Origin of the sequence: Phytobacter sp. SCO41, assembly GCF_003073275.1 — a bacterium.
Classification (GTDB): Bacteria; Pseudomonadota; Gammaproteobacteria; order Enterobacterales; family Enterobacteriaceae; genus Phytobacter; species Phytobacter diazotrophicus.
In genome coordinates, this window is record NZ_CP027225.1 from 1,177,088 (window position 1) to 1,202,072 (window position 24,985).

24 protein-coding genes are annotated in these 24,985 nt (G+C 55.5%); 7 read left to right on the forward strand and 17 right to left on the reverse strand.

The window, feature by feature from the left end:
* Positions 1-237: 237 nt before the first annotated feature.
* The 7 genes from C5523_RS05745 to C5523_RS05775 form a co-directional block, all read right to left on the reverse strand.
* On the reverse strand, positions 238-933 hold the full coding sequence (locus C5523_RS05745) for a response regulator (protein ID WP_108700740.1): 696 nt from the start codon (positions 931-933) through the stop codon (positions 238-240).
* Between the two features lie 85 nt (positions 934-1,018).
* Positions 1,019-1,717 (reverse strand): GNAT family N-acetyltransferase, encoded by a 699-nt coding sequence (locus tag C5523_RS05750; RefSeq protein ID WP_039077658.1) that lies wholly within the window; start codon positions 1,715-1,717, stop codon positions 1,019-1,021.
* Between the two features lie 362 nt (positions 1,718-2,079).
* Positions 2,080-2,499, reverse strand: coding sequence for a hypothetical protein (locus C5523_RS05755; RefSeq protein ID WP_108700741.1), 420 nt, complete (start codon positions 2,497-2,499; stop codon positions 2,080-2,082).
* A gap of 36 nt (positions 2,500-2,535) precedes the next feature.
* The gene (locus C5523_RS05760; RefSeq protein ID WP_071194752.1) at positions 2,536-3,267 is read right to left on the reverse strand and encodes a proteasome-type protease; all 732 of its coding nucleotides are present in this window, start codon (positions 3,265-3,267) and stop codon (positions 2,536-2,538) included.
* Between the two features lie 18 nt (positions 3,268-3,285).
* Positions 3,286-4,104, reverse strand: a complete 819-nt coding sequence (locus C5523_RS05765; protein ID WP_039077655.1) for a transglutaminase family protein — start codon at positions 4,102-4,104, stop codon at positions 3,286-3,288.
* The gene (locus C5523_RS05770; RefSeq protein ID WP_039077654.1) at positions 4,101-5,030 is read right to left on the reverse strand and encodes an alpha-E domain-containing protein; all 930 of its coding nucleotides are present in this window, start codon (positions 5,028-5,030) and stop codon (positions 4,101-4,103) included. Before C5523_RS05770 ends, C5523_RS05765 begins: the two co-directional genes overlap by 4 nt.
* Positions 5,030-6,463 (reverse strand): circularly permuted type 2 ATP-grasp protein, encoded by a 1,434-nt coding sequence (locus C5523_RS05775; RefSeq protein WP_039077653.1) that lies wholly within the window; start codon positions 6,461-6,463, stop codon positions 5,030-5,032. The genes C5523_RS05770 and C5523_RS05775 overlap by 1 nt, the downstream gene beginning before the upstream one ends.
* A 277-nt stretch (positions 6,464-6,740) precedes the next feature.
* Here C5523_RS05775 and C5523_RS05780 point away from each other — a divergent pair, with 277 nt between their 5' ends.
* A complete protein-coding gene (locus C5523_RS05780; protein WP_039077651.1) occupies positions 6,741-7,085 on the forward strand; it encodes a nitrous oxide-stimulated promoter family protein in 345 nt (114 codons plus the stop codon).
* Between the two features lie 29 nt (positions 7,086-7,114).
* Here the strand turns inward: C5523_RS05780 and C5523_RS05785 are convergent, their stop codons facing one another.
* From C5523_RS05785 to hypA, 6 genes are all read right to left on the reverse strand, one after another.
* Positions 7,115-7,543, reverse strand: a complete 429-nt coding sequence (locus C5523_RS05785) for a molybdopterin-binding protein (protein ID WP_039077650.1) — start codon at positions 7,541-7,543, stop codon at positions 7,115-7,117.
* 131 nt (positions 7,544-7,674) lie between these two features.
* Entirely contained in the window at positions 7,675-8,685 is a 1,011-nt protein-coding gene (gene hypE, locus C5523_RS05790) for a hydrogenase expression/formation protein HypE (RefSeq protein WP_108700742.1), read from the reverse strand.
* On the reverse strand, positions 8,682-9,803 hold the full coding sequence (gene hypD / locus C5523_RS05795) for a hydrogenase formation protein HypD (RefSeq protein ID WP_108700743.1): 1,122 nt from the start codon (positions 9,801-9,803) through the stop codon (positions 8,682-8,684). The genes hypE and hypD overlap by 4 nt, the downstream gene beginning before the upstream one ends.
* Positions 9,803-10,075, reverse strand: a complete 273-nt coding sequence (locus C5523_RS05800) for a HypC/HybG/HupF family hydrogenase formation chaperone (protein ID WP_039077647.1) — start codon at positions 10,073-10,075, stop codon at positions 9,803-9,805. Before C5523_RS05800 ends, hypD begins: the two co-directional genes overlap by 1 nt.
* Positions 10,066-10,938: a hydrogenase nickel incorporation protein HypB gene (gene hypB, locus C5523_RS05805; RefSeq protein ID WP_039077646.1), complete on the reverse strand. Its 873-nt coding sequence runs from the start codon at positions 10,936-10,938 to the stop codon at positions 10,066-10,068. Before hypB ends, C5523_RS05800 begins: the two co-directional genes overlap by 10 nt.
* A 3-nt stretch (positions 10,939-10,941) precedes the next feature.
* Positions 10,942-11,289, reverse strand: a complete 348-nt coding sequence (hypA, locus tag C5523_RS05810) for a hydrogenase maturation nickel metallochaperone HypA (protein WP_071194748.1) — start codon at positions 11,287-11,289, stop codon at positions 10,942-10,944.
* 236 nt (positions 11,290-11,525) lie between these two features.
* Here hypA and hycI point away from each other — a divergent pair, with 236 nt between their 5' ends.
* Positions 11,526-11,999 carry a hydrogenase maturation peptidase HycI gene (hycI, locus tag C5523_RS05820; RefSeq protein ID WP_039077644.1) on the forward strand — a complete coding sequence of 158 codons (474 nt, stop codon included), beginning with the start codon at positions 11,526-11,528 and terminating at the stop codon, positions 11,997-11,999.
* Positions 12,000-12,079: 80 nt separating this feature from the next.
* Entirely contained in the window at positions 12,080-12,829 is a 750-nt protein-coding gene (locus C5523_RS05825) for a hypothetical protein (RefSeq protein ID WP_108700745.1), read from the forward strand.
* 102 nt (positions 12,830-12,931) lie between these two features.
* Here the strand turns inward: C5523_RS05825 and C5523_RS05830 are convergent, their stop codons facing one another.
* Both C5523_RS05830 and ascF read right to left on the reverse strand, forming a co-directional pair.
* On the reverse strand, positions 12,932-14,356 hold the full coding sequence (locus C5523_RS05830) for a 6-phospho-beta-glucosidase (RefSeq protein ID WP_039077643.1): 1,425 nt from the start codon (positions 14,354-14,356) through the stop codon (positions 12,932-12,934).
* A gap of 12 nt (positions 14,357-14,368) precedes the next feature.
* Entirely contained in the window at positions 14,369-15,817 is a 1,449-nt protein-coding gene (gene ascF / locus C5523_RS05835; RefSeq protein WP_108700746.1) for a PTS cellobiose/arbutin/salicin transporter subunit IIBC, read from the reverse strand.
* Positions 15,818-16,070: 253 nt separating this feature from the next.
* Here ascF and C5523_RS05840 point away from each other — a divergent pair, with 253 nt between their 5' ends.
* The 4 genes from C5523_RS05840 to hypF all read left to right on the forward strand — a co-directional run bounded on the left by C5523_RS05840 (position 16,071) and on the right by hypF (position 22,187).
* Positions 16,071-17,084: a LacI family DNA-binding transcriptional regulator gene (locus C5523_RS05840; RefSeq protein ID WP_108700747.1), complete on the forward strand. Its 1,014-nt coding sequence runs from the start codon at positions 16,071-16,073 to the stop codon at positions 17,082-17,084.
* 133 nt (positions 17,085-17,217) lie between these two features.
* A complete protein-coding gene (gene hydN, locus C5523_RS05845) occupies positions 17,218-17,763 on the forward strand; it encodes an electron transport protein HydN (protein ID WP_039077640.1) in 546 nt (181 codons plus the stop codon).
* 34 nt (positions 17,764-17,797) lie between these two features.
* Positions 17,798-19,948, forward strand: a complete 2,151-nt coding sequence (fdhF, locus tag C5523_RS05850; protein ID WP_071194743.1) for a formate dehydrogenase subunit alpha — start codon at positions 17,798-17,800, stop codon at positions 19,946-19,948.
* Between the two features lie 7 nt (positions 19,949-19,955).
* A complete protein-coding gene (gene hypF / locus C5523_RS05855) occupies positions 19,956-22,187 on the forward strand; it encodes a carbamoyltransferase HypF (protein WP_108700748.1) in 2,232 nt (743 codons plus the stop codon).
* Positions 22,188-22,277: 90 nt separating this feature from the next.
* Here hypF and norW read toward each other — a convergent pair whose 3' ends face one another.
* Together norW and norV are read right to left on the reverse strand one after the other, a co-directional pair.
* Complete coding sequence (gene norW, locus C5523_RS05860) at positions 22,278-23,411, reverse strand: NADH:flavorubredoxin reductase NorW (protein ID WP_108700749.1); 1,134 nt, start codon at positions 23,409-23,411, stop codon at positions 22,278-22,280.
* Entirely contained in the window at positions 23,408-24,856 is a 1,449-nt protein-coding gene (gene norV, locus C5523_RS05865; protein WP_107223866.1) for an anaerobic nitric oxide reductase flavorubredoxin, read from the reverse strand. Before norV ends, norW begins: the two co-directional genes overlap by 4 nt.
* Positions 24,857-24,985: the final 129 nt, after the last annotated feature.

A 24,985-nucleotide genomic window follows, 5' to 3' on the forward strand; every position in this document is an offset into this window, starting at 1 on the left:
GGGGATTGTAAAGGGGAACGCGGTGTTCCCCTTTACCCGTTCACGTGTCCGGAGGTTCCATTTCGCCATGAACATGCGGTGAACGGAATCCCCCTCCCGAGCTGCATTTTCCCCCTCTGACCCTCTCCCTCAAGGGAGAGGGGACCGTTCGTGCTCGCATTTTATGTGGGGATCCCTCCCCCTTTACAATCGGGCATCGAACCCGCAGACCGGGTGCGAAACGATCGCCCGGAGGGGTTATGGCTGTCGGAACCGGTAGCCGATGCCACGCACGTTGAGCAGCACCTCTGTGATTCCGGCGGATTCGAGTTTCTTGCGCAGATTATAAATATGGGTATCCACAACACGCTCAAGAGCATCGCTTTCCGGGAGGCACTGTTCCAGTAATGAGAGGCGCGACCAGGCGCGAACGGGTGAGCGCATAAGCAGGGTTAATAATGAAAATTCGGTGGGCGTCAGCTCAAGTAAAACCGGTTTTTGATGGTCGACCGCTACCGTGGCGGTCATTGCTGTGGTGTCGACTTCCAGACCTTGCCAGCGCAGGATCTCTTGCGATTCAGCCTGATGATGACAGCGTCTCAATACAGCCTGGACCCGCACAACCACCTCTTTGGGATCGTAGGGTTTGACGATGTAATCATCCGCACCGTAGCGCAGGGCGCCAATTTTATCGGGAAGATCGCCCATCGCCGAAATCATAATGACAGGCGTAAGCCCGTCGCGACGCACTGCGGCCAGCACCTCGCTGCCGTTCATTGACGGCAGCATGATATCAAGCAGAATAAGGTCCGGTTTCCACTGCCGTGCCATATCAAGCCCGATGCGTCCGTCGCCGCAAATCGCAATGTCGAAATTTTCCCGCTTAAGATAGGCCTCAAGAACGCCCGCCGCATCGGCATCATCTTCAATTATCAGCACCCGACGTTGACTCATCGCCTCTTCCTGTTGCACAGCACCTGTTAAGCATGATGATACCCTAGGCAACGGCTTTGCGATATCAGGGGCCACGGCGGTTTACTTAGCGGAAATCCTTAAGTTTTTTCAATTGCCGTCCCAGACCGTCGAAATTATTCTCTCTCAGCCAGGCTTTGATCGGGATCTCTAAATCGTGCCATTCGCTGGCGATGATTGAGAACAGTGCGAGGTCTTCCGAGTGGCCTTTAGTCACTTTTTTGTCCCGCAATATTCCTTCTTTGCGAAAGCCGAAGCGCTCGGCAGCTTTAATCGCCCCGTCATTGAAAATGTTTGTACGCCATTCACATCTGCGGTAGTGGAGCGCATCAATAAAATAAGCCAATACTAAATAGATCGCTTCGGTGCTGATGCGTGTCTTTTTTAACGCTGGCGTCCAGTTGATATCCGTAAGCTCGAACGTGCCGTGTAGTGGATTAATCCTTGTGATGCAGAAAATGCCTTTCACGGTGTCGTCATTTTTATCAATAACCGACATGTGCATGCCATTTTTTGCGCCGATAAGCTCGCGAAAATAGTTATAACACGCCTCTTTGGTGGCGGGTCGTTTTCCAGGTAAATAGGTCCAGTCACGATCATCATCAATACTTTGCCAGGCATGAAATAAATCTTCTGCATGATCGACAGATAGCGGTGTAACCATGCAATAATTTCCGCTAAGGGAAAATTTTTCAGGGGTGCTTCTGGGCGTCCAGTCTTGCATTTCCTGCCCCAGACACTGGCCGTAGCTGTTTCGGTATTGCATAACATTTCCCCTTAAATGAATGTAATTCTGACTGAATTAAAAACCATTGCATTGTAATGCTAATTCTATCAATGGTTGCTTTTCGATAATACGATCGCGATCGTGTTTCCCGGCAATAAAATAATTTCGCGGTGCTATACGTAATTATTAAGAGGATGTTTATTTCGCCCATCTGGTATTTTTTTTATTGACCATAAGAAAAATTTCCGTAATAAAAATATGGAAAAGCATACGAGTGAATATTTTCTTTGGAATGGGTTTTATCACTATTATTGTGCCAGTGTAGTACTTGTTAACAATACCGGAAAGGGGAGGCAGAAGAGTGACCTCAGCGGCTTTCACCGCCGGGACCGAACAATATATTACTGACTGGTTAAATTCTGGCATTCCGCAGCGGCGTACTGTGCGGCGCTGAGCGGTACATTATCCAGTGCCTTTTTAATGGCGGAAGAGGAGGAGAACTGGTTGACCGCGTCCCTTTGCATGATCTCAAAACTTTTTTGAATATTCGCGGTGATGTCGTCGCAATTTGCCCCCTGATTCAGGCCGCCAATCACCACGTTATTGATGCGCTCGGACATTTCGGTCCCCATTTTTTGGCCCATTTTTGCCGGGTCTGCTTTGCCTTCTTCCGGCATGGCGCCGGTAAGTAGCGCAGACTTATACAGCGCCTGGCCCAGGGTGACTTTCGCTGCCGCGACTGTCTCTTCGTTCGATGTTGATGCCAGCGCGGACGTTGACGCTGCAAGCAAAGATAAGATGCTAATGACTGCCAGTCTCATTGAGAAGCTCTTTGTTTATTACAGGTCTCGCCCAACTTAGCCCTGCGCCGGAAAAGGCGGCAACTGGCGGAAGGTGTTCACCAGGCCTTCCGACCAGGCTTTGCGGATACCGGTAAAATAGGGATCGTTTTCCGTGATGCGTCGCTGTTCGCTGGCATCATAGGTATTCGCGCGATAAATCATGACATCCAGCGGCATACCGACGGACAGATTACTGCGTAACGTCGAATCGATGGAGATCAAGGCGCAGCACATAGCGTGCTCCAGAGGGGTATCGACCGTCAACACCCTGTCGATAATCGGCTTGCCGTATTTGCTCTCGCCAATCTGAAAGTAGGGGGTATCATTCGTCGCTTCAATGAAATTACCTTCGGGATAGATATGAAACAGGCGCGGAACCTCGTTGCCAATCTGCCCACCGAGCAGCATATTGCAGCCAAAATTGGTACTGCTGTTTTGCTGCGCCGCGCTGTCGCGGTGAATCACTTCGCGCACGGTCTCCCCGACCAGCGTGGCGGCGTCATACATCGTCCCCATCTGCATCAGGTTTGGCGTATGCTGGCCCTGTATCCGTTCGTTAAGCAGACTGACAATACTCTGTGTTGTGGCCAGGTTCCCCGCCGACTGGATCACCAGCACCCGTTCCCCCTCCTTGCTGAACACATGGAGTTTTTTAAACGTTGCGATGTGATCGACACCCGCATTGGTGCGGGAATCGGAAGCAAAAACCAGCCCGTCGGAAAGACGCATGGCCACACAGTAAGTCATTAAAATACCTTTATTAATTCATTGTTGCTGCTGCATCTGATGTTGTCGCTCAAACAGACTTACCTCAGCAGCGGAAAACATCTCTTCGCAGCCGCCGCCAAAACGGCTACCCCGCACCGGGCAGGCATCCAGATAATCCATTCCAATCGCCAGGCGAAGATGTTGGTTCAGATCACGCGTGTTATTAGTGATATCAAAACTTTGCCAGCGGCCATCAAGCCAGGCCTCTGCCCAGGCATGCATCGCCACATGCTCGGTATCCCGGCTATAAACATAACCACTGACGTAGCGCGCCGGAATGCGCAGGCTACGGCAGCAGGCCAGGAAAACGTGCGTATGATCCTGGCACACCCCTTTTCCTTTGGCAAAAGCGACGGCGGCGGTGTCGTGAACCTGGGTGGCGCCGGGCGTATAAGGCATTTTCAGGCGCAATTCCGCCATCAATTCTCCCAGGCTGCCAACCGCATCCTCTTCGCGGTAATAACGCCGGGCAAATTCGCGGATCGGCGAGTCCGGGTCGGTTAACGGGGTCGTGCGCAGGAACACCAGCGGAGAGAGTGACTCGCTGATCTCTTCCTCTTCTTCTGCATTATCGGCGATCTCAACCACACCTTGAGCATGAATGATTATCTCTTGATGAGGGTGATCGAGGGTTAAGACATGCATCAGATTCCCGTATGCATCGGTCGTCGCTACCGCCGAGGCGGGCAACAGCAGGTTCCATTCCTTAATATACTGGCGACCAGAGGTTTGCGGCGTCAGACGCAGATACTGCGTACTGAACTTCACCTCTTCATCGTAGTGATAATGCGTCAGGTGATTAATGGTCAGTTTCATAACGCCTCCAGATAGGTCTGGCGGATACTGTCGGCCAGCTCGTTGATTTTGGTAAGAAAACGGTTTAACCACTCCTGAAGATCGTCGGCCAGGGCATCATCAAGGGAGCCGAAACGCAGCTCCACATGCAACTGATGGGCAAGACGCAGCGGAACGCGCGCCCGCTCGCTGCCAATCATCTCCAGTTGTTGAACCAGGTCGCCGACGCAGGCATGCAGCGAGCGCGGCACGTCATTGCGAAACACCAGTAATTCGGTGACGGTCTCCCGGCTGATTGGCTGGCGATAAATGCTGTGGTAGGCCTCCCGGGCGCTCACCGCACGCAATAACGTATCAAGACGGTAATATTCGCGTACCGGATCCGGGTCATTGCTGAGTTGCTGATCTTTTAGCGCCAGCAACTGGGCGGTGGCGAACGCGCGCTCAATCAGGGTACCGATACGGATAAAACACTGGGCGTCGTTACGCAGCAGGGTGCCGAACATGGCGCCACGGAACAGATGCGCACGTTCTTTCACCCAGTCAAAAAAGGCGTCGATACCAATTTTATCCACCCCGGTCTGGCGCAGATTGCGGATATCGATACGGGTGGTATTGATGCACTCCCACACTTCCGATGAAAGACTGCCGCGCACGGCATGGGCGTTGTTCCAGGCCATTTCTATACAACTGTAGATACTGCTCGGGTTCTGCCCATCAAGGGCAAAGAAATTCAGCAGATTATTCATACTGAACCGGGCATAACGCTCCTGAAACAGCTCATGCCCGAACGTCAGATTGAGCGGCAGGGCTAAATCATGCTGTTGCTGGCTGTGGCGCGGCATCATTGATAATTTGTAGGTCACGTCAAGGACGCGGGCAAAGCTCTCTGCCCGTTCCAGATAACGGGCCATCCAGTACAGTTCGCTGGCGGTGCGGCTTAACATTATTCATCCTCCTCCATCACCCAGGTGTCTTTCGTGCCACCCCCTTGCGAGGAGTTCACCACCAGCGAGCCTTCGGTCAGCGCCACGCGGGTCAGCCCGCCAGGCACCAGCCTGATCTCTTCGCCGTACAGCGCAAACGGACGCAGGTCAATGTGGCGTGGGGCCAGCCCTTCCTCGACAAAGGTCGGGCAGGTAGAGAGCGCCAGCGTGTTTTGTGCAATATAGTTGCCGGGGTTTGCCAGCAGCCGCTGACGGAACGCATCGATCTGCGCCCGGGTTGAGCGGGGGCCGACCAGCATGCCGTACCCGCCTGCGCCGTGGACCTCTTTCACCACCATCTCATCCAGATGGGCCAGCACGTAACTCAGGTCTTCGGCTTTACGGCACTGCCAGGTGGGGATATTGCCGAGGATAGGCTCCTCAGAAAGATAAAAGCGGATCATGTCCGGCACGTATGGATAGATAGATTTGTCATCCGCCACGCCGGTGCCAATCGCATTGGCCAGCACCACGCCACCTGAACGATAGACCGACAACAGGCCCGGTACACCCAACATTGAATCTGAGCGAAAAGCCAGCGGGTCGAGGAAGGCATCGTCAATACGGCGATAGATAACATCGACCCGGCACGGGCCTTCGGTGGTGCGCATATAGACGCCGCCTTCTTTGACGAACAGGTCGGCGCTTTCTACCAGTTCTACCCCCATTTGCTGGGCAAGAAAACTGTGTTCAAAGTAGGCACTGTTAAAGCGACCAGGCGTCAGCACCACCACGCAGGGGTCATCAACGTACGTGCTTTCACGCAGGGTTTGTAACAAATAGCTGGGGTAACGTTCGACCGGCGCGATATGCGAACTGGCAAACAGATCCGGATACAGGCGCATCATCATCTTGCGGTTTTCCAGCATATAAGAGACGCCGGATGGGGTGCGCAGATTATCCTCCAGCACGTAGTACCCGCCGTCACTGTCGCGGACCATATCAATTCCGGTGATATGGGCATAAATATTGTTGTGCAGATCGACGCCCTGCATACAGGGCTGATATTGCTCATTAGCAAGCACTTGCTCACGGGGGACAATTCCGGCATTGAGAATATGCTGGTGGTGGTAGATGTCGTACAAGAAGGCGTTGAGCGCTTTTACCCGCTGGCGTATTCCTGCATCAAGCATCCGCCATTCGTGGGCCGGAATGATACGCGGCACGCTGTCGAATGGAATTAAACGCTCTGTTCCTCCTTCTTCACCGTAAACATTAAACGTAATGCCGACGCGGTGAAACAGCAGCTCGGCCTGCTCTTTCTTCTGGTGAATGGCATGCTGGTCAGTTTGCTGTAACCAGTGCCACCAGGCGTCATAATGCTGGCGCTGCTGACCTTCTGCGGTGAGCATTTCATCGTAGTAAGGCGCGCTCGGAAGCGTCATTTTTATCATTGTCATCCCCTGCATTCCGCTTGATGAAGATAGAGTTAAAATGCAGAAAACATGCCAGCGCACCAAAAGCGCGGCTTATCACGCTATGGCGAGGCGGGGTGCACCGTTATGAGGAGCAAGTGGCGAAAAAGCGCACCACAATGGCATATAAGCGGCAGAAAAAGGGGAGTGATGGTGCAAGTGTAAAGACGGCTGCACCAGCCGTAAAAGCGGTAATAAGTGTTCGCCTGACTCGTTTATAGATGTAAAATAAATGCATCTTTAAAAGGGGGCTACGATGACGGGAAAACGCATTCGCCGCGAAAAACTGACCATTCGCTCTATGATTGCGCTTTACCAGCAGCGCTGTCCGCAGGCGCTGGCGGATGAAGCGCACTATCAGGCGTTGAATGATTACGCGGATAAACGGCTGGATAAATGTGTGTTTGGCGAAGAGAAACCGGCCTGCAAACAATGCCCTGTGCACTGTTACCAGCCAGCTAAACGTGAAGAGATGAAGCAGATTATGCGCTGGGCCGGGCCGAGGATGTTGTGGCGACACCCTGTGTTGACTATCCGTCATCTGATTGATGACAAACGCCCTGTTCCCGAACTGCCGGAAAAATACCGCCCTAAAAAATAACGCCGTGGCGGGCACGGCGTTATCTATTCTCAGCCGCGAGTGGCTATAAGAATGGACGATGCTTTAATCAGGGCAATGACGCGTTTCCCCAGTGCCAGTTGCAACGCCTCACAGCTTTCGTTGGTCACTACCGCCACTATTTCAAAACCGGCGTCTGTGGCGACATGTACAGTTGCATTTACCGCCCCTTCGGTCACGGCGCTTACCGCTCCGGCAAACTGATTACGGGCGGAGAATTTCAGGCCGCAGTCCTCGGTTGCCAGCGTGATCCACGGCGCTTTAATCAGTGCGATGGCTTCTTTTCCGGGGTTCAAACCCAGCGCTTCCTTACTGCTGGATGTGACGATAGCGACAAGCTTCGCGCCTCCGGCGAGGGTTAATTCCACTTCATCGTTTACGGCACCGTGCGCGGTTGCGCTGACTTTACCGACAAGTTGGTTACGAGCTGAAACGGCCATGTTGCCTCCGGGATAATGAGAAAGAGTCAGTTATCTCAGGTCATTGTCTGTTTATCCATACCCATTTTCTTATCATGGGTATAGCTGTGCAGACCGATGCGGGCAACGTGGCGCTTCCACGCAGAACAACATCAGCAAATCCGCGGCAGGGGCTCGGCGTGCGGTAAGTCCAGAATACGCTTCACACCGTATAAGCCTGCCAGCCGCACCCCTTTACGCTCCACCACTTCGCCGATGATCGCGGCATCCTGGCCGAGCGGGTGGGCGCGTAACTGAGCCAGTACCTGCTCCGCCGACTGGCGCTGGACAGCAATCACCAGCTTGCCTTCGTTAGCAAAATTCAACGCTTCCAGCCCTAATAGCTCGCACACGCCGCGCACCGCAGTTTTCACCGGCAGGTCACGTTCGTTAAGTTCGATACCATAACCGCTGGCGGCGGCAAACTCATGCACCACGGCGTTGACTCCGCCGCGCGTCGCATCGCGTAGTGCTTTCACGCCCGGAATATCGCGCAATTGTTGAATCAACGGGGTTAACACCGCACAGTCGCTGGTCAGTTCGCCGTCCAGCCCCAGTTGTTCGCGCAAATTGAGAATGGTCGCACCGTGATCGCCGAGCGTACCGCTGACCAGCAGTACATCACCGGACTCAAGGGTGCTGGCGCCCCAGCGAATATTGGCCGGAATGGTGCCAATGCCCGCCGTATTGATAAACAGCTTATCCGCCGCGCCGCGCTGCACCACTTTGGTATCGCCGGTAACAATGGCGATATCCGCGCGGCGGGCGGTTTCCGCCATGCTGGTGACCACGGCTTTCAGGGTCTCCATCGGCAGGCCTTCTTCAAGAATAAACCCGCAGGAGAGATAGCGGGGAACGGCGCCGCTTACCGCCACATCGTTCGCCGTGCCGCAAATGGAGAGCTTACCGATATCGCCGCCGGGGAAGAACAGCGGGTCGATGACGTAGCTGTCGGTGGAAAAGGCCAGTCGGTCACCGCTGGCGGCGAGAGTCGCAAGATCGAGACGCGCCTGATCTTCCTGTTCACTGAGCCACGGGTTCGCGAACGCGTCGATAAAAAGCTGGCTGATAAGCTGTTGCATCGCCTGTCCGCCGCTGCCGTGCGCCAGTTGGACTTCATTCATACTTCGCACTCCTGAGCACGATATTGATACCAGGCGGCGCAGGCTCCCTCAGATGAGACCATCAGTGCGCCAAACGCGGTTTGTGGGTTACAGGTATTGCCGAAAAGCGGGCACTGATGGGGCTTACATTTGCCGGTCAGTACTTCGCCGCAGCGTGCGCGTGGGTCATCACAGGCTTGCTGCGGCGCAGGGTTAAAGTGGGCTTCGGCATCAAAGCGCTGATAGGGCGCGGTTAAGCGCACCCCGGAGTCGCCAATCATTCCCAGCCCGCGCCATTCGCTATCGCCCCGGACCTCAAACACCTCGCTAATGGCCTGTTGCGCGAGAGGGTTGCCTTCGTCCGGTACCACGCGACGGTACTGGTTTTCTACCTGATGACGGGCGCTGATTTTCTGTTCGACCAGCATCAATACGCCTTGCAGCAGGTCCAGTGGTTCAAACCCGGCCACCACCAGCGGGCGCTGGAACTCCCCGGCGATAAAACCGTAGGCATCGGTGCCGATCACCATGCTGACGTGGCCCGGCGCAAGAAACGCGTCGATACCGTTATCCGGCTCCTCCAGCAGGCTGCGCAGGGTCGGAATAATGGTAATGTGCTGGCAGAAAAAGAAAAAGTTACTCACATCCTGCAATTTTGCCTGTTGCAGCGTGATGGCGGTGGCGGGCATGGTGGTTTCGAAGCCGAGCCCAAAAAAGACCACTTTGCGCTGTGGGTTCTGCTTTGTCAGGGTCAGCGCATCCAGCGGGGAGTAAACGATACGCACATCCGCGCCGCGCGCTTTCGCCTGCAGCAGAGAGCCGTTTTTCCCCGGTACACGCATCGCGTCGCCGAAGGTACAGAAGATCACTTCCGGATGGTTGGCGATCTCCACGCAGGTATCAATGCGCCCCATCGGCAGGACGCACACCGGGCAGCCTGGCCCGTGGATAAACTCAATGTTATCCGGCAACAACTGATCGAGGCCGAACTTAAAGATCGCATGGGTGTGGCCGCCACAGACTTCCATCACCCGTAGCGGTCGCTTCGCGGTATAGGTGAGCAGCGCGGCCCGCTCACCTAAGTGAGCGATAAGCTGCATGACCTGTTCCGGCGCGCGGTATTCATCCACAAAACGCATTATCTCTCCTCACCAAACAGCAGCGCGCCAACATCCGGCTCGACATCGTACATATTTTGTAGTGCCGCCAGTGTCTCGCGGGCCTCGTCTTCGTTTATCACGCTCATGGCGAAGCCCACATGCACCAGCACCCACTGCCCAAGGCGAGAATGCCCCGCTTCGTCCGTGCTGCCCACCAGCGTTAAGTCGACGTCGCGCTGAATACCGCAGACATCGACTTTCGCCTGATTACCATCAATGGCGCTAATTTGTCCCGGAACGCCTATGCACATCGTTGGGTCTCCAGCCAGTCCAGCCAGCGGTCCATACCTTCACCGCTGGTGGCAGAAACCAGAAAAATTTCGATAGAGGGGTTCACTTCGCGGGCGCAGGCGAGACATTTTTCGACATCAAATTTGAGGTAAGGCAGCAGGTCGATTTTATTGAGCAGCATGATGGAGGCCGCAGCAAACATGTGCGGGTATTTCAGCGGCTTGTCTTCGCCTTCGGTCACCGACAGCACGGCGACTTTGTGACGTTCGCCGAGATCAAAACTGGCCGGGCACACCAGGTTGCCGACGTTTTCGATAAACAGAATGCCATTGTCCGCCAGCGGCAGGCGCGGTGCGGCGTCGGCAATCATTTGCGCATCCAGATGACACCCCTTGCCGGTATTGACCTGAATCGCCGGGGTGCCGGTCTCGCGGATGCGCGCGGCATCGTTAACGGTCTGCTGATCCCCTTCGATTACCGCACAAGGCACACGGGCGTTGAGACGGGTCAGGGTTTCGGTCAGCAGGGTGGTTTTACCGGAACCGGGGCTGGAGACCAGGTTCAGCACTAACTGGTGTCTGGCGGCGAAGCGGGCGCGGTTATGCGCGGCGATGCGATTGTTTTTATCTAACACATCGATTTCCACTTCCAGCATCCGCCGCTGGCTCATCCCTGGCGCATGGGTTCCGGCTGCGCCGTGACCGTAATGTAAATCACCATTTTCCGCCGCCGTCGGGCTGAAATTGTCGGTCTTGACGCCTGTGATTTTCATTGTCGGACGGGCAGCGGGAGCAAAAGGCGCGCTGCGAAACGCAGAATGGGGATTATGCTCGTCGCCCTCGATATAGAGGTTACCTTCCTGACAACCACATGTCGTACACATTGCTCACTCCTCGATTTCCAGCCGCTGAATCTGCATGCCGTCGTCGGCGACGATGTGCAAATTGTCGCTGTTGCATTGCGGGCAGCGACGCACGTGCTGGCTTAGTAAGGTCACGTATTGCTGGCAGCTTTCGCACCAGCACTCCGCCTGTTGTTCTTCGATGTGCAGTGTACAGCCCTCTGCCAGGGTGCCACGGCAGACCAGATCAAAACAAAACGTCAATGCGGCAGGTTCTACACAAGAAAATGCGCCAACTTTGATCCAGACCTCAGTTACGCGCCTGGCGGCGTGCTGTTTCGCCTGTTGTTCAATAATCTCCAGCGCACGCTGGCACAAGGTAATTTCATGCATACTGCCTCCTCATTAATCAGGCGCGTGTTGCAATTACAGTGCCAGGGTTATTCGCTTTATTGCGGTAAGGATCAAGGCGTTAATACATTGTTTTCCGGCAAAATAGCCGCCGCTGATAGCTTCGGGCATTCCATTGATGACGAAAATGACGATCGCGCATTTCCCGGACGTCAAAAATGACCAGGCGACAATCTATTGATCGGGTAAACACCACCATCAGGTGGCGAGGAGAGAACGTGACAGACGTATTGCTCTGTGTGGGGAACAGCATGATGGGTGACGATGGCGCTGGCCCGCTGCTGGCGGAGATGTGTGTGGCGACTCCACCCGGAAACTGGCAGGTGATTGACGGTGGCAGCGCGCCGGAAAACGACATCGTAGCGATCCGCGAGCTTCGCCCCGACAGGCTGTTGATTGTCGATGCGACAGACATGGGGCTTAACCCTGGCGAGATTCGTATTGTCGATCCGGACGATATTGCCGAGATGTTCCTGATGACCACCCATAATATGCCGCTTAATTACCTGATCGATCAGTTAAAAGAGGATGTGGGCGAGGTGATTTTCCTCGGTATTCAGCCGGATATCGTCGGCTTTTATTACCCGATGACGCCCCCGGTAAAAGAGGCCGTCGAAACTGTCTATGCACGCCTTGCCACCTGGCAGGGTAACGGTGGGTTTGCGCTGCTGGAAGCCGGGGAAGAGGAGTAGTTGGCCGTCCCGGATTCGGCGCAAGCGCCTGGTCCGGGCTACGACCTTACACGCTGCGCTGCACCTAAAGGAACAGAGAAGTGAAAAGGATTATATGGGCAGGCTTATCCCTGCTGGGTTATGCCACCTCTACCCTGGCGACCGGGTTTGTTAGCTATCTGCCGATGAGCAATGATGAATATGCTAAAAAACGCGCGCAGCGGCATTTGCTGACTATGCCTGCTCCGGGTGAGATAACCCCCGGCCAACGCTGGCATTTTCGCCAGGTCGGTGTAGCGGGTGCAACGCTAGAGCAGGCACCGGAAGAGGCGGATGAATGGCGAATTACCGGCAACGATCGAGCGGGGAAAACCTGGTCGGTGCCTCTGGAATATTTGCATAACGCGGCGGGCAACGCGCACATTTACCGCGCCGATCTGGATCGCAATGGAATTCAGGATCTGATTGTCTGGAAAGGTAACGCCGGCCTTGGGCTGGGGCCAACGGCAAAATTAATCATCATCACGTTTAAAACCGACGGGCGGCCCTGTGTATGGGAGTCCTGGGGGTTTTACACCGTCAGCGGTGCTGGCGTTGAGGATCTGCTCGACCTGCGAGGCAATGGCCGGGCGCAACTGCTGGACATGCAGTTTAGCGACGGTTACTGGGTAACCGATCTATATCAGGTTAAAGAGGCGCACTGGCAGCGTGTTAACGGCTGGTTCGGGCAGTTGCACTATCCGGCGTTGAGCCGTTTTACCTATCGCCCGAACCGCAAATGGGTGAAAAAACCTGGTGCGGGTCGTAACCCGGAAACGGGGGATCTGGCCGCGGGGCAGCGCTGTTTATAGTATCGGTTTTTGCTTGTAGCCCTGGTAAGCGAAGCGCCACCAGGAATGTCCCGGATGCGGCGCTGATGCACCTTATTCGGGCTACAACATAACCGGCAGCGTTTAGTCCAAATCTGCCCCGTTGCTGGCAATCACTTTTTTGTACCACCAGAACGATTTTTTGCGCTTACGCTCCAGCGTACCGTTACCTGCGTCGTCACGGTCGACATAGATAAACCCGTAGCGCTTGCTCATCTCACCGGTGGAGGCCGCCACCAGATCGATACACCCCCAGGTGGTGTAACCCATCACCGGAATACCGTCTTCAATGGCATCGCCCATGGCACGGATATGCTCGCGCAGATAGCTGATACGGTAATCGTCTTCTATTTCACCCTGGGCATTGAATTCATCTTTTGCACCCAGCCCGTTCTCCACCAGAAACAGCGGTTTCTGGTAACGGTCATACATCATATTCATTGTGATACGCAGGCCTAGCGGGTCAATGCCCCAGCCCCATTCGCTTACCTGAATATGCGGGTTACGCAGCGATTTGACGATATTAGCCGCCGAGGTATTTTGCGCATTCATTTCGGCAGAAGCACAGCGCGAGGCGTAATAGCTGAATGACACAAAATCGACGGTATTTTTCAGGATCTCGTCGTCGCCCGCTTCTTTTACAATGCTGACGCCTTTTTCGCGGAACACACGGGCCGCGTAGGCCGGATAGGCACCGCGCGCTTGTACATCAATAAAGAAGAGGTTTTCCCGGTCTTTTTCCAGCGCCGTCCACACATCTTCCGGCTTGCAGGAGTAGGGATAGAAGTTGCCGCCTGCCAGCATGCAGCCCACCTGATTTTCCGGGTTCACCTCATGGGCGATTTTGGTCGCCAGTGCGCTGGCAATCAGCTCGTGGTGCGCCGCCTGATATTTTACCTGGTCCTGATTTTCGCCTTCTTCAAACACCAGCCCGGCACCGGAGTACGGGCTATGCAGCATGATGTTGATTTCATTAAAGGTCAGCCAGTATTTCACCAGACCATCAAAGGCTTCAAAGCAGGTGCGGGCGTAGCGGGTAAAAAACGCCACCATCTTGCGGTTACGCCAGGAACCGTATTCGGTAACCAGATGCATCGGCACATCAAAGTGGCACAGTGTCACCAGCGGTTCGATACCGTACTTTTTGCACTCTGCGAACATGTCGCGGTAAAACGCGATGCCCTCGGCGTTCGGCGTCAGCTCATCACCCTGCGGGTAAAGGCGGCTCCAGGCGATCGAGGTGCGAAAGACGGTGAAGCCCATCTCCGCCATCAGCGCGATATCTTCCTTGTAACGATGGTAGAAATCGATCGCCTGATGACTGGGGTAGTATTCGTCTTCACGCAAAGTGAAGCGTTTTTCCAGACCGAGTTTCACCGGCAGACGGTTCGCGCCGTGGGGAATGGTGTCGACGGTGGTTAACCCTTTACCACCTTCCAGATACGCCCCTTCGGCCTGGTTGGCGGCAATGGCGCCGCCCCATAAAAATCCTTTCGGAAATACAGACATGCGTTACCTCGCTTATTGTGCCCGGGCTTCATGAACAACGGCTGTGTTTGCCGCCTGCGGTTTCTGCGTCTCTGCTTCTACCGGGATATCTTCAAAACCGAGAAGCAACGTCAGAACAAAGGAGAGCACCACCGCCAGCGCCATCACGCCGAATACCCAGACAATGGTCATTGGATTAGCCGGATCGAAAAACTGTACGCTGGTAAACAGACCCGGCGCCGCCATGGAGTGGCTGGCAAGCCCGGCAATACCCGCGACGGCGCCGCAGATAAAGCCGCTTATCAGGCTCGCAATCAGCGGACGTTTCAGGCGAACGGCCACGCCATACAGCGCCGGTTCAGAGATACCGGCCAGGATAGCCGAAGCCGCTGCCGCAAGGGCAGTCTGGCGCAGTTCCGGGTTTTTGGTTTTCCACGCTACCGCCAGCGACGAGCCGCCGAGCGACAGGTTCGCGCCAATCTCTGACGGCATTACCATGCCTTCTTTGCCTGTTTCGGCAATGGTTTGAATGATAGTAGGAGTAAATACGCGGTGCATCCCGGTCATCACCAGCAGCGGCCACAGGGCGCCCATAATGGCAACGGACAGCCAGCCCAGATAGCCATGAATGGTGTAGACCAGCGCGGAGATGGCGCTACCAATCCAGATCCCCAGCGGGCCAATCAGCACAATAGCCAGCGGTGCGGCAATCAGCACAATCAGCATCGGTTTCAGGAAGTTTTTCGTCACCGCCGGGGTAATTTTGTCCACCCAACGTTCGATATACGACAGACACCAGGTCATCACCAGCGCCGGAATCACGGTGTAGGTGTATTTCACCGCCGTCACCGGCACCAGCGCGAACTCCACATGCTCACCCTGCGCGGCTTTCGCCATCAGCTCGATAAAGCTTGGATGTACCAGCACGCCCGCAATGGCAATCGCCAGCGACATATTGGTTTTAAATTTCACGGCGGCAGACGCGGCCACCATCAGCGGCAGGAAGAAGAAGGCACCGTCGCCAATCACCGTCAGAATAGTCAGCGTTGAAGAACCTTTTGGCAGCAGGCCGGACATTTCCAGCACCATCGCCAGCAGTTTGACCATCGAGCCGCCGATGATCGCCGGGATCAGCGGTGACATGGTGCCGATCAGCGCATCGAGAATACCTGCGCCAATGCGCTTAAGGGTCAGCCTCTGTTTACCGACCGGTTGAGCGGGCTGCATATCGCCGGGCAGCAATGCTACCACTTCACGATAGGCATGCGACACCGTATTGCCGATGATGACCTGGCACTGGCTGTCGTTGCGTACCACGCCCATAACGCCGCTAATGCCTTTGAGCGTCGCGCTGTCAATTTTGGCGTCGTCTTTCACCACGAAGCGCAGACGCGTCATGCAATGGGTGACGGCAGCGATGTTGTCAACACCACCTAACGCGTTCACCACCGAGCCGGCAAGCGCCGCATAATTCTTCGACATCGGGTTATATCCTGTTTTATCAATAAGGTACGGCTTCATTGCTCTGTTTTACGCAGGCAATGAAACATCAGATAGGAAACCGGTTCCACAAAATCATGATGAGTTTCATGTATGCAAACAAGATCAAAAATTCATCTTTATCTATTTTTGTGATGGTGATCGCTTAATATTTTTTGACCGCTTTTATCCCGTTGCGACATTTTTTAGCGGGTGAAGTACACTGCATGGCATCGAAATCAAACGGATAAGCAACATGACCACAATGCTTGAGGTGGCAAAGCGGGCAGGGGTGTCGAAGGCGACAGTCTCCCGTGTGCTATCGGGCAACGGCTACGTCAGCCAGGAGACCAAAGACCGGGTATTTCAGGCGATCGAAGAGAGCGGATATCGCCCGAACCTGCTGGCGCGCAGTCTGGCGACGAACAAAACGCAAACGCTGGGGCTGGTGGTTACCAACACGTTGTATCACGGGGTCTATTTTAGCGAGCTGCTGTTTCATGCCGCGCGGATGACCGAAGATCAGGGGCGGCGTTTAATTCTGGCGGACGGTAAACACAGCGCTGAAGAAGAGCGCGAAGCGATTCAATATCTTCTCGATTTAAAATGCGATGCGATCATTATTTATCCGCGCTTTTTAAGCGTCGATGAAATGGACACTATCGTCAAAAGCCACAGTCAGCCCATTATGGTGCTTAATCGTCGATTACGTAAAAACAGCAGCCACTGTGTCTGGTGCGATCAAAAAGCCTCCAGCTTTAACGCGGTGGCGACATTAATTGCGATGGGGCATCAGGATATTGCATTTATTACCGGCTCGCTGGATTCCCCGACCGGTATTGAGCGGCTTTCTGGCTATAAAGACGCCCTGGCGCAGCACGGCATTGCGTTACGTAATGAGTTGATTGTACAAGGGAAGTGGTCACCGGAAAGCGGGGCGGCAGGCGTGGAAACGCTGCTGGTAAAGGGTGTGAGTTTTAGTGCGCTGGTGGCGAGCAATGATGATATGGCGATTGGCGCCATGAAGAGACTGGATGAGCGGGGAATCGCTGTACCCACGCAGGTTTCGGTTATTGGATTTGATGACATTGCCATTGCCCCGTATGTTATTCCCGCACTCTCCAGCGTTAAAATCCCGGTCACGGAGATGATTAAAGAAACCATCGAGCGGTTAATTTTTATGCTTGATGGCGGTGAGTTTAATTACCACCAGCCATTTCTTGGCGAATTAATGTTACGTGATTCACTCATTCCAGGCCCCACACGCTAACCTCGTCAACTGTCATCGTCACTTCTGTCGATGACAGAATGTCATCTTATAAAATCTGATAAATAACAATAACATAATAACTGGCATGAAACGTGTATATCCGGCGTGATGAAACTCATTGCTGGAGAAGACGATGAACCGTTTTATTATGGCGGATGCCAGTAAATGTATTGGCTGTCGCACCTGTGAAGTTGCCTGTGTGGTCTCACATCAGGAACAACAGGACTGCGCGGCCCTTACCCCTGAAACCTTTTTACCCCGCATTCACGTTATCAAAGGCGTCAACGTATCGACGGCAACACTCTGCCGCCAGTGTGAAGACGCACCCTGCGCCAATGTCTGTCCGAATGGCGCCATCAGCCGCGACAAAGGCTTTGTCCATGTCATGCAGGAACGCTGCATTGGTTGCAAAACCTGCGTTGTGGCCTGTCCCTATGGCGCCATGGAGGTCGTGGTCCGCCCGGTCGTTCGCCATAACGGCATCGGCCTGACTATGTCCGGGCAGAAGGCCGAAGCCAACAAATGCGATTTATGCTACCAACACGAAAGTGGCCCGGCCTGTATTTCCGTATGTCCGACCAAGGCGCTGGTCTGCGTTGACCGGGAAATACTGGAACACATGAGCGAAGAGAAACGTCGTCGCACTGCGCTGGAAAGTGCCGTGTCGCTGGGTTTTTAAAAAATAACTTTCACTTTTAACAGGTCTGTTACTGATGAAAAAAATTACGAGCGTATGTCCCTATTGCGGCGCTGGCTGCAAACTGAAACTGGTCGTGGATAATGGCAAAATCATCCGCGCCGAAGCGGCGGACGGGGAAACCAACCAAAACGAACTTTGCCTGAAAGGCTACTACGGCTGGGATTTTCTTAACGATACCAAACTGCTGACGCCTCGCCTGACACAACCGATGATCCGCTATGAGCGCGGCGGTAAACTCACCCCGGTGAGCTGGCAGGAGGCCATTCGCTATACGGCAAAACGGCTCAGTGAAATCAAAGCCAAGTTCGGCCCCCGCGCCATTATGACCACAGGTTCATCTCGCGGCACCGGCAATGAGACCAACTACGTGATGCAGAAATTTGCCCGTGGGGTCTTACATACCAATAACGTCGACTGCTGCGCACGTGTTTGTCACGGTCCTTCCGTTGCCGGGTTACAGCAAACCCTGGGCAACGGCGCAATGAGTAACTCCATCGGCGATATCGAAAACTCCCGTTGCCTGCTTGTCTTTGGCTACAACTGTGCCGATTCGCACCCGATTGTGGCAAGAAGGGTGGTCAAAGCAAAACAGAACGGGGCGAAAATTATCGTCTGCGATCCGCGCCGCATCGAAACCGCACGCATCGCCGACCAACATTTACAGCTCAAAAACGGCTGCAACATGGCGCTGGTGAACGCCTTTGGTTATGTCCTGCTGGAAGAAAAACTCTACGACCAGCGCTACGTCACGAACTTCACCACCGGGCTGGATGCCTACCGGGAAATCGTCAAAGACTATGCGCCGGAAGCGGTTGAACATCTGACGGGGGTTCCGGCACGCCAGGTCCGTGAAGCAATGCGTACTTACGCCGCCGCGCCGACCGCCACCATTATGTGGGGGATGGGCGTTACGCAATTTGGTCAGGCGGTGGATGTGGTAAAAGGGCTTTCGAGCCTGGCGCTGCTGACCGGTAACCTCGGGCGTGAGAACGTCGGCGTCGGCCCGGTGCGTGGGCAGAACAACGTGCAGGGCGCCTGCGACATGGGCGTGATCCCGAACCAGTTCCCTGGCTACCAGGATGTGGTTGATCCGCATGTCCGCGCCAAATTCGCCAAAGCCTGGGGGATCGATCCGGCGGTAATGGATGACAAAGTCGGCGTGCGTATCACCGAGGTACCGCATCTGGCGCTGGAAGGTAAAGTTAAAGCCTATTACATCATGGGTGAAGATCCGTTGCAGACCGAAGCCGATCTCAGCCTGGTGCGCAAAGGCTTTGAGGCGCTGGATTTTGTGGTCGTACAGGACATCTTTATGACCAAGACCGCGGAACAGGCGGATGTGCTGCTGCCTGCCACCTCATGGGGCGAGCACGGCGGCGTCTTTACCTGCGCGGATCGCGGGTTCCAGCGTTTCGAAAAAGCCATCGAACCGCAATATGACGTCAAGCGTGACTGGGAAATTATCAGCCTTATCGCTACCGAAATGGGCTACCCGATGCATTACGACAATAACCAGCAAATCTGGGACGAAATGCGCGAACTGTGCCCGCTGTTCTACGGCGTAACTTACGAAAAAATGGGTGATATGGGACACGTTCAGTGGCCGTGCCCGACGCTGGATCATCCGGGAACGCGTTATCTGTATAAAGATAACAAATTCGATACCCCGGACGGGAAAGGTCTGCTGTTCGCCGCGCCATGGCGTGCCCCAGCCGAGGTGCCGGACGCGGACTTCCCGCTGGTGCTCAGCACCGTGCGCGAAGTCGGCCATTACTCCTGTCGCTCAATGACCGGGAACTGTGCGGCGTTGCAAACGCTCGCAGATGAGCCGGGTTTCGTGCAGATAAATCCGCACGATGCCGCACAGCTAGGAATTAAAAACCGGCAACTGGTGTGGGTGGAGTCACGCAGGGGGAAAGTCATCAGCCGTGCCGATGTTAATGAGCGTGTTAATACCGGCTGCGTGTACATGACTTATCAATGGTGGATTGGCGCGTGTAATGAACTGACGCAGGATAATCTTGATCCCATCTCTAAAACACCGGAAACCAAATATTGCGCGGTGCGGGTGAGTGCGATCAACGATCAGGCCTGGGCCGAGGAGTACACTCAGTCGACCTATCAGCAGATGAAGACACGCTTGCGGCATGCAGCGTTGCAATAAATAAACGATGACCTACAACGGCGTTTGTATTCGCGTCTATGGAAAAGTCCAAGGGGTGGGCTTCCGCCCCTTTGTCTGGCAACTGGCGCAACAGCTCAATCTTACCGGTGATGTCTGTAATGACGCCCAGGGCGTCGAAGTACGCTTATGGGGCGATGAACGTCGTTTTCTCCCGTTGTTGTATCAGCAATGCCCGCCGCTGGCGCGCATTGACGATACGCAGGTTACGCCCTATCAGTGGCCACAAGCGCCGCTCAGTTTTACTATCCGCGAGAGCGCGGGCGGCACGATGAATACGCAAATTGTGCCCGATGCCGCCACCTGTCCCGCCTGTCTGGCGGAGATGAATGACCCGACAGAACGTCGCTATCGCTATCCATTTATCAACTGTACCCACTGCGGCCCGCGTTTTACCATTATTCACGCCATGCCTTATGACCGCCCCTACACCGTGATGGCGGCATTTCCCCTGTGCCCTGCCTGCGAGGCGGAGTATCGCCATCCGGCTGACCGCCGTTTTCATGCCCAGCCCGTTGCCTGCCCGGCGTGCGGCCCGCAGCTTGAGTGGCGCAGCGGAAAACAGCAGTTGACCGGCGAGGCGGCGCTACAGGCCGCCATTGCGCTGCTCAACTCCGGCGGTATCGTTGCGGTGAAAGGTATCGGCGGTTTTCATCTGGCATGTGACGCACAGCGACAGACGGCGGTGGAGCATCTGCGCGCCCGTAAGCATCGCCCGGCGAAACCGCTGGCGGTGATGCTCCCCTCAGCAAGCGGCCTGAGCGAAGCGGCCACCCGTTTGCTGACCACGCCCGCGGCACCCATCGTGCTGGTGGCGAAAACGTTGCTGCCAGAACTGTGCCCGGCTATTGCTCCGGGGCTTGATGAGGTGGGGGTGATGCTGCCCGCCAATCCGTTACAACATCTGTTAGCCCAGGCGTTGCAGCGCCCGCTGGTGATGACGTCCGGCAACCTGAGCGGCAAGCCGCCTGCGCTGGCAAATCGCCAGGCGCTTGACGACCTGGCAGAGATAGCGGACGGGTTTCTGCTGCACAACCGCGATATCGTGCAGCGTATGGACGATTCGGTGGTACGCGAGAGCGGCGAGATGTTACGCCGCTCACGTGGTTACGTGCCGGATGCTGTGCAACTGCCGCCCGGATTTCACCATATCCCGCCCATGTTATGTCTTGGGGCGGATATGAAAAACACCTTCTGCCTGGTGCGGGATGACAGCGCCGTGTTAAGTCAGCATTTCGGTGATTTAACCGATGAAGGGGTAGAGACACAGTGGCGTAACGCCCTGCGTCTGATGCAGACGATTTATGACTTTACCCCACAGCAGGTGGTCGCCGACGCGCACACGGGCTATCGCGCCACCCACTGGGCAGAGGAGACGGGGCTTTCGCAGCACACCGTGTTGCACCATCACGCACATATCGCGGCAACGCTTGCAGAGCATGGCTGGCCACGCGACGGGGGAGATGTGATTGCCCTGGCGCTGGACGGTATCGGCATGGGGGAGAACGGGGCGCTGTGGGGGGGCGAATGTCTGCGCGTGAATTATCGCGAGGTTGAGCATTTGGGTGGGTTGCCCGCCGTGGCGCTCCCCGGCGGGGATCTGGCGGCAACCCAGCCGTGGCGCAACCTGCTGGCACAGATGCTGGCGTTTGTCCCTGACTGGCAGACTTTCCCGGAAACCGCCGTGCTGCAACGGCAGAACTGGCCTGTGCTGGCGCGGGCCATAGCGCGCAATATCAACGCGCCGCTGGCGTCATCGACCGGGCGGCTGTTTGATGCCGTCGCCTGTGCGCTGGACTGCGCGCCGCTGCAGTTAAGTTATGAGGGGGAGGCGGCCTGCCGACTGGAAGCGCTGGCGATGGGCGGCGCGGATGTTACGCATCCGGTCACGCTGCCGCTTGATGGCAATCAGCTTGATTTAGCCACCTTCTGGCAGCAATGGCTGGCATGGCAGGCTCCGGCCGCACAGCGCGCCTGGGCGTTTCACGACGCGCTGGCGTGCGGGCTGGCGCAGCTTGCCCGTAAGCAGGCGGATGCGCGGCAGATTGCCACGCTCGCCTTTGGCGGCGGCGTGTTGCATAACCGTCTGCTGAAAGCCCGGTTGTCGCATTATCTTGCGGATTATACGTTGCTCTTCCCACAGCGTTTTCCCGCAGGCGATGGCGCAATCGCGTTGGGGCAGGGGGTTATCGCCGCCGCGCGATGTCTGGCGCAGGGGTGAGGCATCGTCCCCGGTGGCGCTGCGCTAACCGGGGCTACGGGCTTTTGCCTGGTGTGATTGCCTGTTGCAGGCATGGGCGTTGCCCTGTTCTCAAACAGGCAACGTTTTTAACAACGCGAACGCTTCCTTCATTCGATCTTCGCTCACCACAAAAGCGCACAACTGCCCTTCATTGTTCAGACCGCGGGCGACCATACCCTGGGCTTCGGTGGTGATATGCCAGTTCAAATCGCGGCGTGCCGTCTCGCCTGCCAGATGCAACGGCATCTCCGGCGTTTTGACCTTCACCAGCATGGCAGGCAGCTTAAGCGGCACAGCCACGCCAGACAGATTTTTCGCCAGATACATGGCGCTAAGCTGAATCGGCTGCAGGAACGGCAGTAGCTTACCGTCAATCTCCGCACAGTCGCCGAGCGCATAAATATCCGGATTGCTGGTTTGCAGATAACTGTTCACACAAATCCCATGATTGACCGTCAGCCCGGCGCTCCGGGCCAGCCCGGTTTCTGCGCGCAGCCCGGTCGCGGCAATCACCGCATCTACTTCTATACCGCGCTGCCTGTCCAGCGTGGCGTGGATGCCCGTTTCTGTTTTCTCAAGCGCCATAAGCTGTGATTTCAACAGAAGATGCACGCCCATCCCGGTCAGTCGGTGCTGCAAACGGCTACTCACTTCTGGCGGCATCAGCGAAGAGAGAATACTGGCTTCGCTATCCACCAGCGTCACCGCTTTCCCCGCGCGGCAAAAATCCATCGCCAGTTCGCTGCCAATCAACCCGCCGCCGATAATCAGCACCCGCTGCGCGTCACGCAGTTGCGCTTCACAGGCCTGGAACTCCTGCTGGCTGTTAAGGGTAAGCATCAGTTCGCTGCCCGCGACGGGCGGAACAAACGCACGGGCTCCGGTTGCCAGCACCAGCTTGTCGTATTGCCACTGTTGATCTGCGCTTTTGATGACTTTCGCCTCTGCATCCAGCGCCGTCACCCGCGTGTGGGGAAACAGGCGCAGGTTGAACTGCTCGGCGAAATCCCCCGCCGACTGGCGGGTGAGATCCCTGGCGCGCTGTCCAAGGCTGATGACATGGCTCAGATCCGGCTTGTTGTACTCATCCATACTGTCACTGGCAATCAGCGTCAGCGGCGTGGTGGTGTCGGTCTTGCGGATGTTTTTTACCAGTTGGCGGGCGGCAAAGCCCGACCCGATAATCACAATACCTGCGCTCATACTGCCTCCGTTGCCAGCACATCGAAGACCTCTTTGCCAAGCGAACATTCAGGGCAAAGAAAATTATCCGGCACATCACACCAGGCGGTTCCTGGCGCGACATCCTGCATGGGTTCGCCTTTTGCCGGATCGTAAACCCACTGGCAGACGCTGCACTGCATAGACGGGCCTGAATCAGCGGCGGCTTTCGCGGCACAGGCGCAGGCGGACGCCTCAACCGGTGTAGTGTTAAGCGGTGTTGGCAGCGGAGCGAGCGCCCACTGGCGGGCAATGTCCCGACCGTGCTGACGGCAGAGTTCCAGCGCATCGATATCCGGGCGCCATTTGGCTTTCAGGCTCAGCGACATCTCAAAGCCCGCATCCTGTAATCGGGTAGACAGACGATCCACCGCGCCGCCGCTCCAGCCGTGGGAGCCGAAAGCGCTGGCACGTTTGTTACGAAAACGCAGGCCGGTTATCTCTTCGACCAGGCCTGCGATTTTCGGCATCATCACGTTGTTCATGGTGGACGTGCCGACCAGCACACCTTTGGAGCGGAAGACGTTGGTCAGAATATCGTTTTTGTCGCTGCGGGAGACGTTGAAAATTTTCACCGCCACGTTCGGGTCAACTTCATTGATGCCCTGGGCAATCGCGTCCGCCATCATGCGGGTGTTGTTCGACATGGTGTCGTAGAAAATGGTGATACGATCTTCCTGATAATCCGCGGCCCATTTCAGGTACAGCTCAACAATCTGCGTCGGATTTTCGCGCCATACCACACCGTGGGAAGTGGCAATCATCTCCACCGGCAAGTTGAAGCCAAGGATCTCGGTGATTTTTGGCGTCACCAGGCGGCTGAACGGCGTGAGGATGTTGGCGTAGTAACGCTGGCACTGCTCGAACAGTTCGGTCTGGTCCACTTCGTCGTTGAACAGGCGCTCGTCACAGTAGTGCTGACCGAAGGCGTCGTTACTGAACAGCACGGCATCGCCGGTCATATAGGTCATCATGCTATCCGGCCAGTGCAACATCGGCGTTTCGACGAAGATAAGCTGTTTGCCATTGCCGATATCCAGTGCATCGCCGGTTTTCACGGTGTGGAAATTCCACTCCGGGTGGTGGTGGTGACCGTTAATGGAGTCGATGGCATTGGTGGTGCAATAAATCGGGGTGTTCGGAATCCAGGACATCAGCTCGGTGAGTGCGCCCGCGTGGTCTTCTTCCGCGTGGTTAATAATGATGTAGTCAATCGCGTTGAGGTCGATCTCCGCGCGCAGGTTCTGCACAAACTCGCGACTGAATTTATGATCGACGGTATCAATCAGTACGTTTTTGCCTTCACGGATGAGATAACTGTTGTAGCTGCTGCCGCGCAGCGTTTTGTATTCGGTACCGTGGAAATCACGAACTTCCCAGTCACGTTGCCCAACCCAATGAATGTTATTTTTTACGTGAATAGCCATTTTGCTTACCTGTTCTGTATTAAATAAGATGTGATAGCTATTTCAAGATGCGTGCCAGTTTTTATTTTATTGATTTTTATAAATTTATTTTTATTTAACCCCAGGTGAGTAGTCAAAAAGACTATGAAA